The organism is Micromonospora sp. NPDC048830 (genome assembly GCF_043198215.1).
Lineage (GTDB): Bacteria > Actinomycetota > Actinomycetes > Mycobacteriales > Micromonosporaceae > Micromonospora.
Genome location: NZ_JBICUP010000002.1, coordinates 133,303 through 148,532 on the forward strand (window position 1 = coordinate 133,303; position 15,230 = coordinate 148,532).

A 15,230-nucleotide genomic window follows, 5' to 3' on the forward strand; every position below is an offset into this window, starting at 1 on the left:
CACCGGCCGGCGGGTGCGCGCCCGCCGGCCGGGCCCGGTCGGCTCAGCTCACGCCGGCCGAGGCGCAGAGCGCCGCGTACTTCCCGGTGCAGACGGCGTCCTTGCTGACGAAGCCGTCGGCGATGACGTTCTTCACGGTCTCCCTGGTGATCGGCTGGGCGGCCAGCAGCACCGCGGGCACGTCCCGGTTGCCCTCGGGGTCCCGGAAGACCTGGTCGGTCCTCCTCCGTTCGCCCCTGGCCAGCGCGACGGCCAGCCGGGCGGCGGCCTCGGCCTGCTGCCTGATCGGCTTGTACACGGTCATGCACTGGTCGCCGGACAGGATGTGCTGCAGCGCCTGCGCGTCGGCGTCCTGGCCGGTCACCGGGACCTTGCCGGCGAGCTTGTTCTTCGCCAGCACGGAGATGACCGCGTTGGCCAGCCCGTCGTTGGCGGCGAGCACGCCGTCGATCCGGCCGCCGGTCTGCGTCAGCATCTGCTCGAAGGTGGTGCCGCCGGTGGTGTTGTTCCACTCGGGTACGTCCTGGTCGGGGCCCTTGACGTACTCCCCGGCCGCGTACTTCGGGTTGAGGACCGAGTCGTAGCCCTCCTTGAGCTGGGCGGCGTTGTCGTCGGTCGGCGCGCCGTTCAGTTCAGCCACCACGGGATTCCGTACCCCCTTGTCCGCCAGGCACCTGACCAGGCCCTCGCCCTGGAGCCGGCCGACCGCGACGTTGTCGAAGCTGACGTAGTACTGGGCGGAGCCGCCGAGGGTGGGCCGGTCGTAGTCGATCGTGGCGACACCCTTCTGGGTGGCCTTGTCCAGCACGGCCCTGCCGGTGCCCGAGTCGAGGTTGGTGATCATCAGCGCCGTCACGCCGTTGGTGATCATCTGCTCCGCGATGGTGACGAACCGCGCCTTGTCGTTCTGCGCGTTCTGGATGTCGTAGTCCACCCCGGCGGCCTTGAACGCGGCCGCCAGGTACCGGCGGTCCGCGGTCTCCCACCGGTTCGACGAGCCGCTGTCCGGCAGGATCACGCCGATCTTCGGCTTCGGCCGGCCGGCCGGGCCGGCGCCGGAGCCCCCGCCGCAGGCGGTCAGGCTGCCGGTGACGAGCAGGCCGGCCGCGGCGATGGTGAGGATCCCGCTGCGCATGTGCACGGTTTCCTTTCGGGGACGGAACTGGCGAGGGGTGTGTGGTGGACGCGCCCGGCAGCACGCGCCGGAGACGTGGCCGGTCGCTCAGCGGGCGGCCAGCGGGGCGGTCGCGGCGTCGGTGAGGGCGATCAGGTCGGCGGGGGCGAGTTGGACCTGGAGGCCCCGGCGGCCGGCGGAGACGTAGATCGTGTCGTGCGCCAGCGCGGAGGAGTCGAGCACCGTGGGCAGGCGCTTGCGCTGGCCGAGCGGGCTGATCCCGCCGCGGACGTATCCGGTGACCCGCTCGGCGACGGCCCGGTCGGCCATCGTCGCCCGCTTGCCGCCCAGCGCGGCGGCCATGGCCTTGAGGTCCAGCTCGCCGGTCACCGGCACGACCGCCACGGCGAGCGCCCCGTCGACCTCGGTGACCAGGGACTTGAACACCCGCTCCGGGGACGCCCCCAGGGCCGCCGCGACGAGCGCGCCGTAGTTCGGCGCGTCCGGCGAGACGTCGTACGGGTGGGTGCTGTGCGGAATCTTCCGCTTGGTCAGCAGCGCCGTAGCCGGAGTGCCCTGTCCCGCCATGACGGACAAGCTAACGGACTTTCACACCGGGCGGCAGACCAGGACGGTGGGCGCGTCGGCGACCCGGGTCAGCACCAGGCTCGCCGCCTCCGGGCCGGCCAGCCGCAGGTCCCGCCGCAACCGCTCCGGCTCCAGCGCCGAGCCGCGCTTGAGGATCTCGACCCGGCCCACCCGCCGCTCGCGCAGCAGGGCCCGCAGCCGCTTCAGCGAGAACGGCAGCACGTCGGTGACCTCCAGGCAGCGGGCGAACGGCGTCGCGGCCGGGGCGTCGGCGTACAGGTAGGCGATGCTCGGGTCGGCCAGCGTCGCGCCGAGGACGTTGGCCAGCTCGGCGACCAGGTGGGCGCGGACCACGGCCGGGTCGGGGTCGTGGACGTACCGGCGTACCGGGCCGACCGGCGCCTCCGCCGCGCCGGAGCCGGTGAGCTGGTGGGCGGGGGGTCCTTCACTGCCGGAGGCGTCGACAGGGGGCCATTCCTTCAGCAGCGTCGCGCGGCGGGGGACCTCGGCGAGCCGGCCGCACCAGAGCGCGGCCTCGACCAGGTCGCCGTCCACGCTCACCCACTCCGCCTCCGCGCCCGCCGGGATGAGCGCGTGGTCCAGGCCGGGGGCGACCTTCACCACCGTGTACGGCACCCGCTCGGCCAGCCGGACGACGAAGCCCCACGGCGGCGAGTACGCGTTCGGGTCGAAGATCCGCCGGCCGGTGCCGGCCCGGCGGCGGGCCGGGTCGCAGAAGGCGGCGTCGACGCGGGACACGTCGAACTCCGTGGCGTCGCCGCACTCGACGGTGAACAGGTCGGCCAGCCCGGCGGCCTCGGCGTTCGCGGCGGCCATCGCGGCTGTGAGCGGGTCGGCCTCCACCCCGTACACGCGGATGCCGGCGCGGGCGGCGGCGAGCGCGTCCGCGCCGAGGCCGCAGCCCAGGTCGGCGAGGGTGCGCACCCCGGCGGCGCGCAGCCGGCGGGCCCGCCGGGCCGACACCACCCCGCGCGTGGCCTGTTCCAGCCCCGGCCGGGTGAGGAACATGCCGGCGGCGGCCGGGCCGAACTTGACCGCCGCGCGGCGGCGCAGCTCCGCCTGGGTCAGCGCGGCGGCGGCCAGCCCGCCGGGCACCCCGGCCGAGCGGAGCGCGGCCGCCGCCGCCAGCGGGTCGCCGCCGGCCACCTCGGTCGCCGCCGCGAGGGCGGCCGACCCCTCGGGGGTACGCAGCGCGGCGAGCTGGTCCAGATCCACGCGGCCATTGTCCCGGCCCCGCCGGGCCGCCCGGACGGTGGTGTCGGCGCGGCGGGGCCGTCAGCGGACGGTGGCGTCAGCGCAGGGCGTCGTCAGCGGACGAAGGCGTCAGTGGACGCTGGTGTCAGCGGGTGCGGGTGTCGGCGACGAAGGCCCGCCAGCTCGCCGGGGTGAAGGTGAGCAGCGGCCCGGTCGGATCCTTGCTGTCGCGGACGGCGACGACGCCGGGCAGGTTGTCGGCGACCTCCACGCAGGCGCCGCCATTGCTGTTGCTGCGGGACGCCTTGCGCCAGGTGGCTCGGGTCAGGTCCATGTCTTTGCCGCCTCCTCGATGAGTCGGGCGGACTGCCGGCACGGCAGCGCTTCACCCGTCACAGTCTCCCAGCGGTGCTCCAGGGCGGCAACATCGCTCGGGCAGTCGACGGTCTGGCCCCGGAGCTGGTTGTCCAGGTGGGCCAGCTCGGCGCCGTTGCCGAGCCGGGCCAGGACGAACGGGCCGTTGAGCCCGTTGTGCCAGGGGGCCTCGGCCGGCACGACCCGGACCTGCACGTTCGGCTCGGCGCCGACGGCCAGCAGGTGCTCCAGCTGCTCGCGCATCGTGGCCGGGTCGCCGACCTGCCGGCGCAGCGTGTGCTCCTCCAGCACCGCGACGAACTGCGGGCGCGGGGTGGCGGTCAGCACCTCCTGCCGGGCGAGCCGGGTCACCACCCGCGTCTCGACCTCATCGGCGGTCAGCTCCCCGCCCAGGGCGAGCATCGCCCGCGCGTACCCCTCGGTCTGGAGCAGGCCGGGGATCACGGTCGGGTCGTACCAGCGCAGCGCCGTCGCCTCCCGCTCGTTCTCGTCCCACGGGCGGAACCACTCCGGCGCGGCGTGGAATCGGATCAGCTCCAGCATGGCGACGAAGAGGCCGCCGGTGTCCAGCGCCGTGTCGACCCGGGCCAGGTAGTCGGGCGTGACCGGGTTCTGGCCGGTCTCGACGGCGCTCACCTTCGACGACGAGTAGTTGATCAGCTTGCCCAGCTCCTCCTGGCTGAGCCCGCGCGCCTGGCGGGCCCGGCGCAGTTGCTCGTGCAACAACGTCAGGGTGGGTATTCGCGACACTCGGTGATCCCTTTCTCGGCTTCTGATGCGGGACCCGAGCGACGCTAGGGAGCTGCGCGCGGCGTAGCGAGGTGCTCCCGGCGTGTTGCGGTAACGAGTGGCGGAAGTGTGGCGGCGCCACGGCGACAGGTGGCGACGATGCGGCCACACGGTGGCGACGGTGCGGCGACACGGAGGTGGTCGCGTTGGCACTCTCCTTGACGGAGTGCTAGCCGAGGAATAACCTGCGATTAGCACTCTCCCATCGAGGGTGCCAGCTTCCGGGCCCGTGCCCGGGGGTTGAGCGCCAGGCGGACCGGCACCCGCGACGACGGCCCCGCCCGGTGGCATGTGGCAGATTGACGCTGGTCGGCGTGCCGACCGGCAACGAAACCAAGTACCCCAGGAGGGTATGCCCGTGACTACCGCGACCAAGGTTGCGATCAAGCCGCTCGAGGACCGGATCCTGGTCCAGGCGAACGAGGCTGAGACCACCACGGCGTCGGGCATCGTGATCCCCGACACCGCCAAGGAGAAGCCGCAGGAGGGCACCGTCCTCGCTGTCGGCCCGGGCCGCGTCGACGAGAAGGGCAACCGGATTCCGGTTGACGTCAAGGTCGGCGACACCGTCATCTACTCGAAGTACGGCGGCACCGAGGTCAAGTACGCCGGCGAGGAGTACCTGGTGCTCTCCGCCCGCGACGTCCTCGCGGTCATCGAGAAGTAAGCAACCGATCAGTGTCGTTGCCCCGGTCCGGCTCGCCGGGCCGGGGCAACGTCGCTTCGAAGGGATACAGATGGCGAAGATCCTGAGCTTCTCGGACGACGCCCGGCACCTGCTGGAGCACGGTGTCAACGCCCTCGCGGACGCGGTCAAGGTCACCCTCGGCCCGCGCGGGCGCAACGTCGTCCTGGACAAGAAATTCGGTGCGCCCACGATCACCAACGATGGCGTGACCATCGCCAAGGAGATCGAGCTCACCAACCCGTACGAGAACCTCGGCGCGCAGCTGGTCAAGGAGGTGGCGACCAAGACCAACGACGTCGCCGGCGACGGGACCACCACCGCGACCGTGCTCGCACAGGCGATGGTCCGCGAGGGCCTGCGCAACGTGACCGCCGGGGCCAACCCCGCCGGGCTCAAGCGCGGCATCGACGCGGCCGCCGCCAAGGTCTCCGAGGCCCTGCTGGGCCGGGCCGTCGAGGTCGCCGGCAAGGAGTCGATCGCGCACGTCGCGACGATCTCCGCGCAGGACGCCACCATCGGCGAGCTGATCGCCGAGGCGATGGAGAAGGTCGGCCGCGACGGCGTCATCACCGTCGAGGAGGGCTCCGCCCTCACCACCGAGCTGGACGTGACCGAGGGTCTCCAGTTCGACAAGGGCTTCATCTCCCCGAACTTCGTCACCGACGTGGAGGCTCAGGAGGCGGTCCTGGAGGACCCGTACATCCTGATCACCACGCAGAAGATCTCGGCGATCGAGGAGCTGCTGCCGCTGCTGGAGAAGGTCCTCCAGGACAGCAAGCCGCTGCTGATCATCGCCGAGGACGTCGAGGGCCAGGCGCTGTCCACCCTGGTGGTCAACGCGATCCGCAAGACCCTCAAGGTCTGCGCGGTCAAGGCCCCGGGCTTCGGCGACCGCCGCAAGGCGATGCTCCAGGACCTGGCGATCCTGACCGGCGCCGAGCTGATCGCCCCGGAGTTGGGCTACAAGCTCGACCAGGTCGGCGTGGAGGTGCTCGGCACCGCCCGCCGCGTCGTGGTGGACAAGGAGAACACCACCATCGTCGACGGCGGCGGCCAGGCGGGCGAGGTTGCCGACCGGGTGGCCCAGATCCGCAAGGAGATCGAGGCCTCGGACTCCGAGTGGGACCGGGAGAAGCTCTCCGAGCGGCTGGCGAAGCTCTCCGGCGGCGTCGCGGTCATCAAGGTGGGCGCGGCGACCGAGGTCGAGATGAAGGAGCGCAAGCACCGCATCGAGGACGCCATCGCCGCCACCAAGGCCGCGGTCGAGGAGGGTACGGTGCCCGGCGGCGGTGCCGCCCTGGCGCAGATCGTGCCGGTGCTCGACGACGACCTCGGCTTCACCGGGGACGAGAAGGTCGGCGTCTCGATCGTGCGCAAGGCGCTGGTCGAGCCGCTGCGCTGGATCGCCCAGAACGCCGGCCACGACGGCTACGTGGTGGTGCAGAAGGTCGTCGGCCAGGAGTGGGGCAACGGCCTCGACGCCGCCAGCGGCGTCTACGTCGACCTGGTCAAGTCCGGCATCATCGACCCGGTGAAGGTGACCCGCAACGCGGTCACCAACGCCGCCTCGATCGCCGGCCTGCTGCTCACCACCGAGAGCCTGGTGGTGGAGAAGCCGGAGAAGCCGGCGCCGGCCGCCGCCGGGGGCCACGGCCACTCGCACGGCCACGGCCACCAGCACGGCCCGGGCTTCTGACCGACGCCGTACGACAACGCTGAAGGGCACGCCGTCACCCGACGGCGTGCCCTGACGCCTTTCGGGATGCTTACGGAACGCCCCCGTGGCTGTTGCCCGGCCGGCCGGAGCGTCGACACTGGCGGCATGGAGAGCATGTCGCGCGGGTACGCCGCGCTGGCCGGGATCACCGCCGCCGCCGTGGCGATCGGCGCGGCCGAGCCGGTGGCGGTGCTGACCGGCCCCCGGTCGGCGCCGCTGGTCGCGGTCGGGGGACTGGTGGTGGACACCGTCCCCGAGTCGGTCAAGCAGTTCGGTATCGCCGTCTTCGGCACGTACGACAAGGTCGCCCTTCTGGTCGGGACGGCGCTGCTGCTGGCGGCCTTCGCGGCGCTGTTCGGGGTGCTCGCCGCGCGTCGTTTCCGGGTCGGGCTGGCCGGGATCGCGGCCTTCGCCGCACTGGGGGTGGCCGCCGCGCTGACCCGGGCCGGCGCGAACGCCGCCGACGCGCTGCCCGCGCTGGTCGGGGCGGGCCTCGGGGCGCTGGCGCTCTGGCTCCTGCTGGCCGGCCCGCTCCAGCCCGATCCCTGGCCGTGGATCCCGCCCACCCCGGAGGCATCGCCGCTCACCGCGCCGGCTGAGGCCCCGGAGGTGCCCGCTGGCGCCGCGGAGGCGTCCGTTGACGTCCCGGAGGCGTCCGTTGACGTCCCGGAGGCGTCCGCCGTTCAGCCCGAGGGGCGGCGGCGGTTCCTCGCCGGCGTCGGGGCGCTGGCCGGCGGGGCGGCCGTCGCGGGGCTGGGCGGCCACTGGCTGGCCGGCCGGCGCAGCGTGTCCGCCGCCCGCCGGGCGGTCGTCCTGCCGGCACCGGCCTCGCCCGCCCCGGCCGTGCCGGCCGGGGCGGACCTCTCCCTCGCCCAGCTCGCCTCCTACGTCACCCCGAACTTCGGGTTCTACCGGATCGACACCGCCCTGGTGGTGCCGCAGGTCGATCCCGACACCTGGCGGCTGCGCGTGCACGGCCGGGTCCGCAACCCGCTGGAGCTGAGCTTCGCCGACCTGCTGGCCCGTCCGATGGTCGAGCGGTACGTCACCCTCGCCTGCGTCTCCAACGAGGTGGGCGGGGACCTGATCGGCAACGCCCGCTGGCTGGGCGTACCGATCAGGGAACTGCTCGACGAGGCGGGCCCGGAGGACGGCGCGGACCAGGTGGTGGGGCGCTCGGTCGACGGCTGGACCTGCGGCACCCCCACGGCGGTGCTGCGCGACGGCCGGGACGCCCTGCTGGCGGTGGGGATGAACGGCGAGCCGCTGCCGGTGGAGCACGGCTTCCCGGTGCGGATGGTGGTGCCCGGCCTGTACGGCTACGTCTCGGCCTGCAAGTGGGTGACCGAGCTGGAGCTGACCAGCTTCGCCGACTTCGACGCGTACTGGGTGCCGCGCGGCTGGTCGGCGCAGGGGCCGGTGAAGACCCAGTCGCGGATCGACACGCCCCGGTCGCGCAATCGGCTCACCGCCGGGACGGTCCCGGTGGCGGGGGTGGCGTGGGCGCAGCACCGGGGCATCCGGGCGGTCGAGGTACGGGTCGACGGGGGGCCGTGGCGGCAGGCGACGCTGGCCCCGGCGGTGTCGGCGGACACCTGGGTGCAGTGGTCCTGGCAGTGGGAGGCCACGCCGGGCGAGCACGTCCTCCAGGTGCGGGCGACGGATACCGACGGTGAGACCCAGCCGGAGCGCCGGCAGCCGGTCGCCCCGGACGGCGCCACCGGCTGGCACACGCTCCGCGTAACCGTCCACTGACCCACCCCGCCCCCCGCCCGACCTCCCCCACCCGCCCCCCGGCGCCCCTCCACCGGCGCCCCTCCCTCCCGTCGACCATGAGGTTGACCGGCGGTCTGGAGATCGAAAATGCCGCCAACTCCATGATCATCGGAGCTGGAGCTGGAGCTGGAGCTGGAGCGGGAGCTGGAGCTGGAGCTGGAGCGGGAGCTGGAGCTGGAGCTGGAGCGGGAGCTGGAGCCGGCGCGATATCCCGGGGCGGTGGTGGGGATGCGGCGACGCCGCGCCCCGGGGTGGGGCGCGGCGTCGGTGCGGACGGTGGGGCCGGTCAGGCGACGTTGCGCTGGGTCGGGACCGTCGACTTGTGCGGGGCGCCGAGGCGGGCCTCCAGGCGGGCCACGTCGACGCGGGTCTGCCGGCGGTCGGCGAGGTCCTCCCAGCCCAGCGCGAGCAGCCGCAGCCGCTCGGACTCGCTGAAGCCGCCCCAGACGCCGTACGGCTCCCGTACCGACAGGGCATGGGCGGCGCACTCGGCGCGCACCGGGCAGGCCCGGCAGACCGCCTTCGCGCCGGACTCGCGGCGCAGGCGGGAGGAGCCGCGCTCGCCGTCCGGGTGGAAGAACTGGGCGCTGTCGCGACCCCGGCAGGCACCGAGCCGCTGCCAGTCCCAGAGGTCCACGATGGGCCCAGGCAGTCTGCGTACGTTCGACATCAGCACCCCTCCTCCCGCGCGGCACCGCGGAGATCGTCGTTGACCGGTGTCCGGCCGGCTGGCCGCGCTGGCGCACCGTGTCCAGCTTGGCATCCCCCGTACCCCCGTGGGCGTTCGCTCACACCCATGTGATCGAAAACCTCGGACAAGATGCGGCATATGCCCCATCTGTCGGAAAAGTTCGGAGGATTGCCGGGAACACCCACCCGACCCGACCTCGCCGTGGTCGACTCAGGTCGGAGAGGAGATCACAGTGCGTACCGTTCTCGTGTGCGTTCGGACACCGCTCGCCGCGCAGCAACTCACCTCAGCGGCGGCCCGTCTCGGACTGTCCGCCGCCGTCCGTACCGCCGTCTCCGATCCCGAGGTGATGCTGCGGCTGGCGGAGCGCCCGGCCGACGTCGTGCTGGCGGACACGGCGCTCACCCGGCCGGACAGCCCCGGCTTCGTCCGCCGGGTGCTGGCCCGCTCGCCGCAGGCCGCGGTGCTGCTGCTCGGCGCCGAGGAGTCCGAGGCGGCCGCCGCCACGATCGGGGCCGGCGCGCGCGGGCTGATCCAGGGCGCCGACCACGACCTGACCAGCGCCGTGGCCAAGGCACTGCTGCTGCTCTCCGCGCCCGGTCGGGCCGCCCGGCACCGGGTGACCGACCCGGCCCGCGACGCCGCGGCCGTCGGCGGCACGGGCCGCCCCGCGCCGGCCGGCCGCGCACCCGACGAGCCCGCGCCGGCCTGGTCCGGGACTCAGGACGGGCCGGGCGCCGCCCCGGCCGTGGTGCCGGTGCAGCGCGGCGACGACGAGCAGGACTCCGCCGGCGGCGAGCCCGGCGAAGCGCCCGAGGAGGCGCGACCGGGCGCGACCCGGGGCCCCCGGAGCCAGATCGGCCTCACCGAGCGGGAGTTGCAGGTGCTGCTGGGCATGGCCGAGGGCAAGAGCAACGCCGAGATCGGCCGGGAGCTGTTCGTCTCGGAGGACACCGTCAAGACGCACGCCCGCCGCCTGTTCCGCAAGCTCGGCGCCCGCGACCGCGCGCACGCGGTCGCCGCCGGCTTCCGCGCCGGCCTGGTGGCCTGACGGCCTCCCGGGGCCGCACCCCGCCTGGGCCTCTAGGCGCCGCACCCCGCCTGGGCCTCACCCGCTGCCCGGCGGCACGGCTCAAGATCCCGACAACTTCCGGGAAACTGCGGTCTCGGCGCGCCGGGAGGCAGCAACTTCCGAGAAGTTGTGGTCGCGGCGCGCCCGGGAGGCGTCACGGCGTGCCGCGCGTCGGGAGGCGGCGGCGTGCCGCGCGTCGGGAGGCGGTCGTTCGTCTGCGCAGGGCCGGCCGTCGGGGTCAGGTGGTCCGCTCGGCCTCGTCGTCGGGGCCCTCGCTGAGGGTGTCGTGCACCCCGTCCGCGTAGCCGCGGGCATAGTCCCAGGTGACGTAGTGGTCCGGGTCGGGGTCGTAGGCCGGCTCGTGCACCCGCGGCCGGCCGGAGTTGAGCAGGTGGCGCAGGTTGCCCCGGAGCAGGCCCCAGTCGAAGTAGTGCGGCTCCCGGCAGTCCTCGCACTCGATCACCAGGCCGCGCACCCCGATCGGCGCCAGCAGGGCCTGGTAGATCTCCAGGTCGGCCAGGTCCTCGAGCACGTCCTGCCGCTCGACCTCGGTCAGCGGGTCGAGCGCGGCGTCGTCGTCCGGATCGTGCAGCTCCGCCGCCGGATCGGCCGGGTCGCCGTTGAACGGGTCGATGGGCTCGTCGTGCACCCCCTCACCGTAAACCCCGCGCGCCGTCCCGTCCGCACCCGTCCCGCCGGTCACCCGCCGCCGAAGGGTCTCCCGTCCCCGCCGGTCACCCCGCGTCGAAGGCCGCCCTGCGACCGTCGTCACGCTGCGTCGTCCGGCGGGCGGCACCGACGAGGGCGGGCGGGCCCGATGGGTACGATTGGGGCGGGCCCGCCGTCACGCCGCGTGGCCGGCGCCCCCGCGCGCCATCCCGCTCGCAGCCCCCGAGACAGCTCAGGAGAGCAAAACGTGGAGAATTCGCCCAGCACCGACTTTCCTGTAGGCGCCGAGGACGGCACGGGACCTGCCGCGGGCGCCGACAACGGCGGGCTGGGCGGCCACCTGCCGGAGCTGCCCGCCGGCTCGGCCCGGGTCGTCCCGCTCGGCCTCACCTTCGACGACGTGCTGCTCCAGCCGGGCGAGTCGGACGTCGTCCCCAGTCGGGTCAACACCCGTACCCGGCTGACCCGCAACATCGAGCTCAACGTGCCGCTGCTGTCCAGCGCGATGGACACGGTCACCGAGGCGCGGATGGCGATCGCCATGGCCCGCCAGGGCGGCATCGGCGTACTGCACCGCAACCTCTCCGTGGAGGACCAGGCGCTCCAGGTCGACCTGGTCAAGCGCTCCGAGTCCGGCATGATCACCAACCCGGTGACCGCCAGCCCCGACGACACCCTGCGCGAGGTCGACGCGCTCTGCGGCCGCTACCGCATCTCCGGCGTGCCCGTGGTCGACGGTGAGGGTCAGCTGGTCGGCATCGTCACCAACCGGGACATGCGCTTCGTCTCCGACCCGGCCACCCGGGTCCGCGAGATCATGACCCCGACGCCGCTGGTCACCGCGCCGGTCGGGGTGAGCAAGGACGAGGCGCTGGACCTGCTGCGCCGGCACAAGGTCGAGAAGTTGCCGATCGTCGACGCCACGGGCAAGCTGCGCGGGCTGATCACGGTCAAGGACTTCACCAAGAGCGAGCAGTACCCGAACGCCACGAAGGACGAGGCGGGGCGGCTCCGGGTGGCCGCCGCCGTCGGCGTGGGCGAGGACGCGTACAAGCGGGCCCGCACCCTGGTCGACGCGGGCGTGGACGTGCTGATCGTGGACACCGCGCACGGCCACCAGCGGGCCGTGCTGGAGATGGTCCGCCGGCTCAAGAAGGACACGGTCATCGACATCGTCGGCGGCAACGTGGCCACGTACGCCGGGGCGAGGGCCCTGGTCGAGGCCGGCGCCGACGGCGTGAAGGTCGGGGTGGGTCCGGGTGCGATCTGCACCACCCGGATCGTCGCCGGGGTCGGCGTGCCGCAGATCACCGCGATCATGGAGGCGGCCCGGGCCGCCCGCCCGGCCGGCGTCCCGGTGATCGGTGACGGCGGCATCCAGTACTCGGGCGACATCGCCAAGGCCCTCGTGGCCGGCGCGGACACCGTGATGCTGGGCAGCCTGCTCGCCGGCTGCGAGGAGAGCCCCGGCGAGCTGATCTTCATCAACGGCAAGCAGTACAAGGCGTACCGGGGCATGGGCTCGCTCGGCGCGATGCAATCCCGGGGCCAGGGCAAGTCGTACTCGAAGGACCGCTACTTCCAGCAGGACGTGCTCGCCGAGGACAAGCTGGTCCCCGAGGGCGTCGAGGGTCAGGTGCCGTACCGGGGCCCGCTCGCCCAGGTCGCCCACCAGCTCACCGGTGGGCTGCGGGCCGCGATGGGGTACGTCGGCGCGGAGAGCATCCCCGAGCTGCACCGCCGCGGCCAGCTCATCCGGATCACCGCGGCCGGGCTCAAGGAGAGCCACCCGCACGACATCCAGATGACCGTCGAGGCGCCCAACTACCACTCCCGCTGACCGTCCCCCACCAAGACAACTGGAGTCCCCCATGCGTGACGTGGTCGAGATCGGGCTGGGCAAGACCGCGCAGCGCGGCTACCACCTGGACGACATCGCCATCGTGCCGAGTCGCCGCACCCGCGACGTCGACGACGTCTCCACCTCCTGGCAGCTGGACGCGTACCCGTTCGGCATTCCGTGCGTGGGGCACCCGTCGGACGCGACGATGAGCCCGCAGTCGGCGATCCGGCTCGGCGAGCTGGGCGGCCTCGGCGTGCTCAACGTCGAGGGCCTGTGGACGCGGTACGAGAACCCGACCAAGATGCTGGAGGACCTGGCCGCCCTCGACGAGGACGCCCCCACCACCCGGCGCCTCCAGCAGGCGTACGCCGAGCCGATCCGCCCGCACCTGATCGCCGAGCGGGTGCGCGAGCTGCGGTCCGGCGGCGGGACCGTGGCCGTCCGGGTCTCCCCGCAGCACACCCTGGCGCTGGCCCCGGTCATCCTCGACGCCGGCGTGGACATCCTGGTCATCCAGGGCACCATCGTCTCGGCCGAGCACGTCTCCACCACCGAGGAGCCGCTGAACCTCAAGGAGTTCATCGCGGACCTCGACCTGCCGGTCATCGTCGGCGGCTGCACCGACTACAAGACGGCGCTGCACCTGATGCGTACGGGCGCGGCCGGCGTGATCGTCGGCATCGGCGGCGACGACTGGTCGACGACCGACTCGGTGCTCGGCATCCGGGTGCCGATGGCCACCGCGATCGCGGACGCCGCCGCCGCCCGCCGGGACTACCTCGACGAGACCGGCGGCCGGTACGTGCACCTGATCGCCGACGGCGACATCAAGACCTCCGGCGACATCGCCAAGGCGCTCGGCTGCGGGGCGGACGCGGTGATGCTCGGCGAGCCGCTGTCGCTGTGCGAGGAGGCCCCGGCCGGCGGTGCCTGGTGGCACTCCGCGGCCAGCCACCCGTCGCTGCCGCGCGGCGCGTTCGAGGCGGCCGGCGACCCGCTGGGCTCGATGGAGCAGCTGCTCTTCGGCCCCGCCGACGAGCCGGACGGCCAGCTCAACCTCTTCGGTGGCCTGCGCCGGGCGATGGCCAAGTGCGGCTACCGCGACCTCAAGGAGTTCCAGAAGGTCGGCCTGGTCCTCGACCGCTGACGGTCTGCCCGGTCTGATTCGGCGCGCGGGTGCGGATTCCGGTCCGCGCCCGCGCGCCGCGTTCTAGGCTCGGCGGGGTGAACGGCGGTCGCGGGCGGTGGGGCGGTGTCCTGCTGACGCTGGCGCTGCTGGTCACCGGCTGCACCGGGCACGACGACCGGTCCGGGCTGCGCGCCGGGGCGGCCGACGCGGGCGACCCGTACGTCCCCGGTTACGGCAACGGCGGGTACGACGTGGCCGGCTACCGGCTGCGGGTCCGCTACGACCCGGCCGACGACCGGCTCACCGGCCACGCCACCGTCACGGCCACGGCGACCGAGGGGCTGTCCCGGTTCAACCTGGACCTCGCCGGCCTGACCGTCTCCGCCGTACGCGTCGACGGCGCCCGCGCCCGGCACGCCCGGGACGGCCGCGAGCTGGTCGTCACCCCGGCGGGGGGCCTGCCCCGGGGGGCCCGGTTCACGGTCGACGTGGAGTACGCGGGGGTGCCCCGACCCGTCGCCGAGAGCACGCTGGGCGGCGGCGGGTTCCTGGCCACCCCCGACGGGGCGATCGCCCTCGGCCAGCCCGACTCGGCGGCCACCTGGTTCCCCGTCAACGACCACCCCTCGGACAAGGCCGGCTACGAGGTCGAGGTGACCGTCCCGGACGGGCTCGCCGCGCTGAGCAACGGGGTGCCGCTGGGCCGTACCAGCGGCGGCGGCTGGACGACGTGGCGCTGGGCCGAGCGGGCCCCGATGGCCAGCTACCTGAGTTTCCTGGTGATCGGTGACTACCGGGTCGACACCGGCACCCACGCCGGCAGGCCGATCGTGACCGCCGTGGCGGCGAGCCTGCCGGCCGACGGACCGGCCGCCGCGTCGGTGGCCCGTACGGGTGAGATCGCCGACTTCCTCGCCGAGCGGTTCGGGCCGTACCCGTTCGAGGCGTACGGCGGGATAGCCGTCGCCGACGAGCGCGTGGGGTACGCGCTGGAGACGCAGTCCCGGCCGGTGTACGGGCCGGGCTTCTTCCGCTCCGGCCGGCCCGACCCGGGGGTGGTCGCGCACGAGCTGGCCCACCAGTGGTTCGGCGACAGCGTCTCGCTGGCCCGGTGGAGCGACATCTGGCTCAACGAGGGCTTCGCGACGTACGCGGAATGGCTCTGGGCCGAGCACGACGGCGGCCCGACCGCGCAGCGCAGCTTCGAGCTGCGGTACGCCGCGACGGACTGGTCGGAGCCGTCGGTGGACCCGGGCCGGGCGGAGATGTTCGGCACCGCCGTCTACCAGCGGGGCGCGCTGGCCGTGCACGCCCTGCGCCGCACCGTCGGCGACGACGCCTTCTTCCGGATCCTGCGTGCCTGGACCGCCGAGCGGCGCGGCGGCACCGCCACCACGGCGGACTTCGTCGCCCTCGCCGAGCGGGTGTCCGGCCGGCGACTGGGCGCCCTGTTCGACGCCTGGCTAGCCGCCGACACGCCGCCCACCCTCCCGTGACCCGCTTCAGCTCTCCGGTACGCCGAAGGGCCCGTCCCCGTGGGCGGGTTCTAGCGATCCCCGCAACA

At 73.9% G+C, this 15,230-nt stretch carries 14 protein-coding genes; 7 read left to right on the forward strand and 7 right to left on the reverse strand.

Features of this window, described 5'->3' with window-relative positions; genetic code table 11:
* Positions 1-43 precede the first annotated feature (43 nt).
* The 5 genes from ACGFIZ_RS02990 to ACGFIZ_RS03010 all read right to left on the reverse strand — a co-directional run bounded on the left by ACGFIZ_RS02990 (position 44) and on the right by ACGFIZ_RS03010 (position 4,042).
* Positions 44-1,135: a sugar ABC transporter substrate-binding protein gene (locus ACGFIZ_RS02990; protein ID WP_393415182.1), complete on the reverse strand. Its 1,092-nt coding sequence runs from the start codon at positions 1,133-1,135 to the stop codon at positions 44-46.
* A gap of 87 nt (positions 1,136-1,222) precedes the next feature.
* Positions 1,223-1,702 carry a Cys-tRNA(Pro) deacylase gene (ybaK, locus tag ACGFIZ_RS02995; RefSeq protein ID WP_393415185.1) on the reverse strand — a complete coding sequence of 160 codons (480 nt, stop codon included), beginning with the start codon at positions 1,700-1,702 and terminating at the stop codon, positions 1,223-1,225.
* A gap of 21 nt (positions 1,703-1,723) precedes the next feature.
* The gene (locus ACGFIZ_RS03000) at positions 1,724-2,938 is read right to left on the reverse strand and encodes a methyltransferase domain-containing protein (RefSeq protein ID WP_393415188.1); all 1,215 of its coding nucleotides are present in this window, start codon (positions 2,936-2,938) and stop codon (positions 1,724-1,726) included.
* A 124-nt stretch (positions 2,939-3,062) separates the two neighbouring features.
* Entirely contained in the window at positions 3,063-3,251 is a 189-nt protein-coding gene (locus ACGFIZ_RS03005) for a DUF397 domain-containing protein (RefSeq protein WP_393415191.1), read from the reverse strand.
* Positions 3,242-4,042 carry a Scr1 family TA system antitoxin-like transcriptional regulator gene (locus ACGFIZ_RS03010; protein WP_393415194.1) on the reverse strand — a complete coding sequence of 267 codons (801 nt, stop codon included), beginning with the start codon at positions 4,040-4,042 and terminating at the stop codon, positions 3,242-3,244. Before ACGFIZ_RS03010 ends, ACGFIZ_RS03005 begins: the two co-directional genes overlap by 10 nt.
* A gap of 391 nt (positions 4,043-4,433) precedes the next feature.
* Between ACGFIZ_RS03010 and groES the strand changes: the two genes are divergently transcribed.
* The 3 genes from groES (at position 4,434) to ACGFIZ_RS03025 (ending at position 8,241) form a co-directional block, all read left to right on the forward strand.
* A complete protein-coding gene (gene groES / locus ACGFIZ_RS03015; protein ID WP_145773611.1) occupies positions 4,434-4,748 on the forward strand; it encodes a co-chaperone GroES in 315 nt (104 codons plus the stop codon).
* A gap of 70 nt (positions 4,749-4,818) precedes the next feature.
* On the forward strand, positions 4,819-6,465 hold the full coding sequence (gene groL / locus ACGFIZ_RS03020; protein ID WP_393415198.1) for a chaperonin GroEL: 1,647 nt from the start codon (positions 4,819-4,821) through the stop codon (positions 6,463-6,465).
* A gap of 126 nt (positions 6,466-6,591) precedes the next feature.
* Positions 6,592-8,241, forward strand: coding sequence for a sulfite oxidase (locus ACGFIZ_RS03025; RefSeq protein ID WP_393415201.1), 1,650 nt, complete (start codon positions 6,592-6,594; stop codon positions 8,239-8,241).
* Positions 8,242-8,548: 307 nt separating this feature from the next.
* Here the strand turns inward: ACGFIZ_RS03025 and ACGFIZ_RS03030 are convergent, their stop codons facing one another.
* The gene (locus tag ACGFIZ_RS03030; protein ID WP_347666492.1) at positions 8,549-8,932 is read right to left on the reverse strand and encodes a WhiB family transcriptional regulator; all 384 of its coding nucleotides are present in this window, start codon (positions 8,930-8,932) and stop codon (positions 8,549-8,551) included.
* 253 nt (positions 8,933-9,185) lie between these two features.
* Here ACGFIZ_RS03030 and ACGFIZ_RS03035 point away from each other — a divergent pair, with 253 nt between their 5' ends.
* Complete coding sequence (locus tag ACGFIZ_RS03035) at positions 9,186-10,004, forward strand: response regulator transcription factor (RefSeq protein WP_393415204.1); 819 nt, start codon at positions 9,186-9,188, stop codon at positions 10,002-10,004.
* 259 nt (positions 10,005-10,263) lie between these two features.
* Here the strand turns inward: ACGFIZ_RS03035 and ACGFIZ_RS03040 are convergent, their stop codons facing one another.
* Positions 10,264-10,674, reverse strand: a complete 411-nt coding sequence (locus ACGFIZ_RS03040) for a DUF5319 domain-containing protein (RefSeq protein ID WP_393415207.1) — start codon at positions 10,672-10,674, stop codon at positions 10,264-10,266.
* Between the two features lie 267 nt (positions 10,675-10,941).
* On the opposite strand from ACGFIZ_RS03040, the gene guaB reads away from it, so the two are divergent.
* The 3 genes from guaB to ACGFIZ_RS03055 all read left to right on the forward strand — a co-directional run bounded on the left by guaB (position 10,942) and on the right by ACGFIZ_RS03055 (position 15,162).
* Entirely contained in the window at positions 10,942-12,534 is a 1,593-nt protein-coding gene (guaB, locus tag ACGFIZ_RS03045) for an IMP dehydrogenase (RefSeq protein ID WP_393415210.1), read from the forward strand.
* Between the two features lie 31 nt (positions 12,535-12,565).
* Positions 12,566-13,684, forward strand: coding sequence for a GuaB3 family IMP dehydrogenase-related protein (locus ACGFIZ_RS03050; protein WP_393415213.1), 1,119 nt, complete (start codon positions 12,566-12,568; stop codon positions 13,682-13,684).
* A gap of 77 nt (positions 13,685-13,761) precedes the next feature.
* Positions 13,762-15,162, forward strand: coding sequence for a M1 family metallopeptidase (locus tag ACGFIZ_RS03055; protein ID WP_393415216.1), 1,401 nt, complete (start codon positions 13,762-13,764; stop codon positions 15,160-15,162).
* The last annotated feature ends 68 nt before the right edge of the window (positions 15,163-15,230 follow it).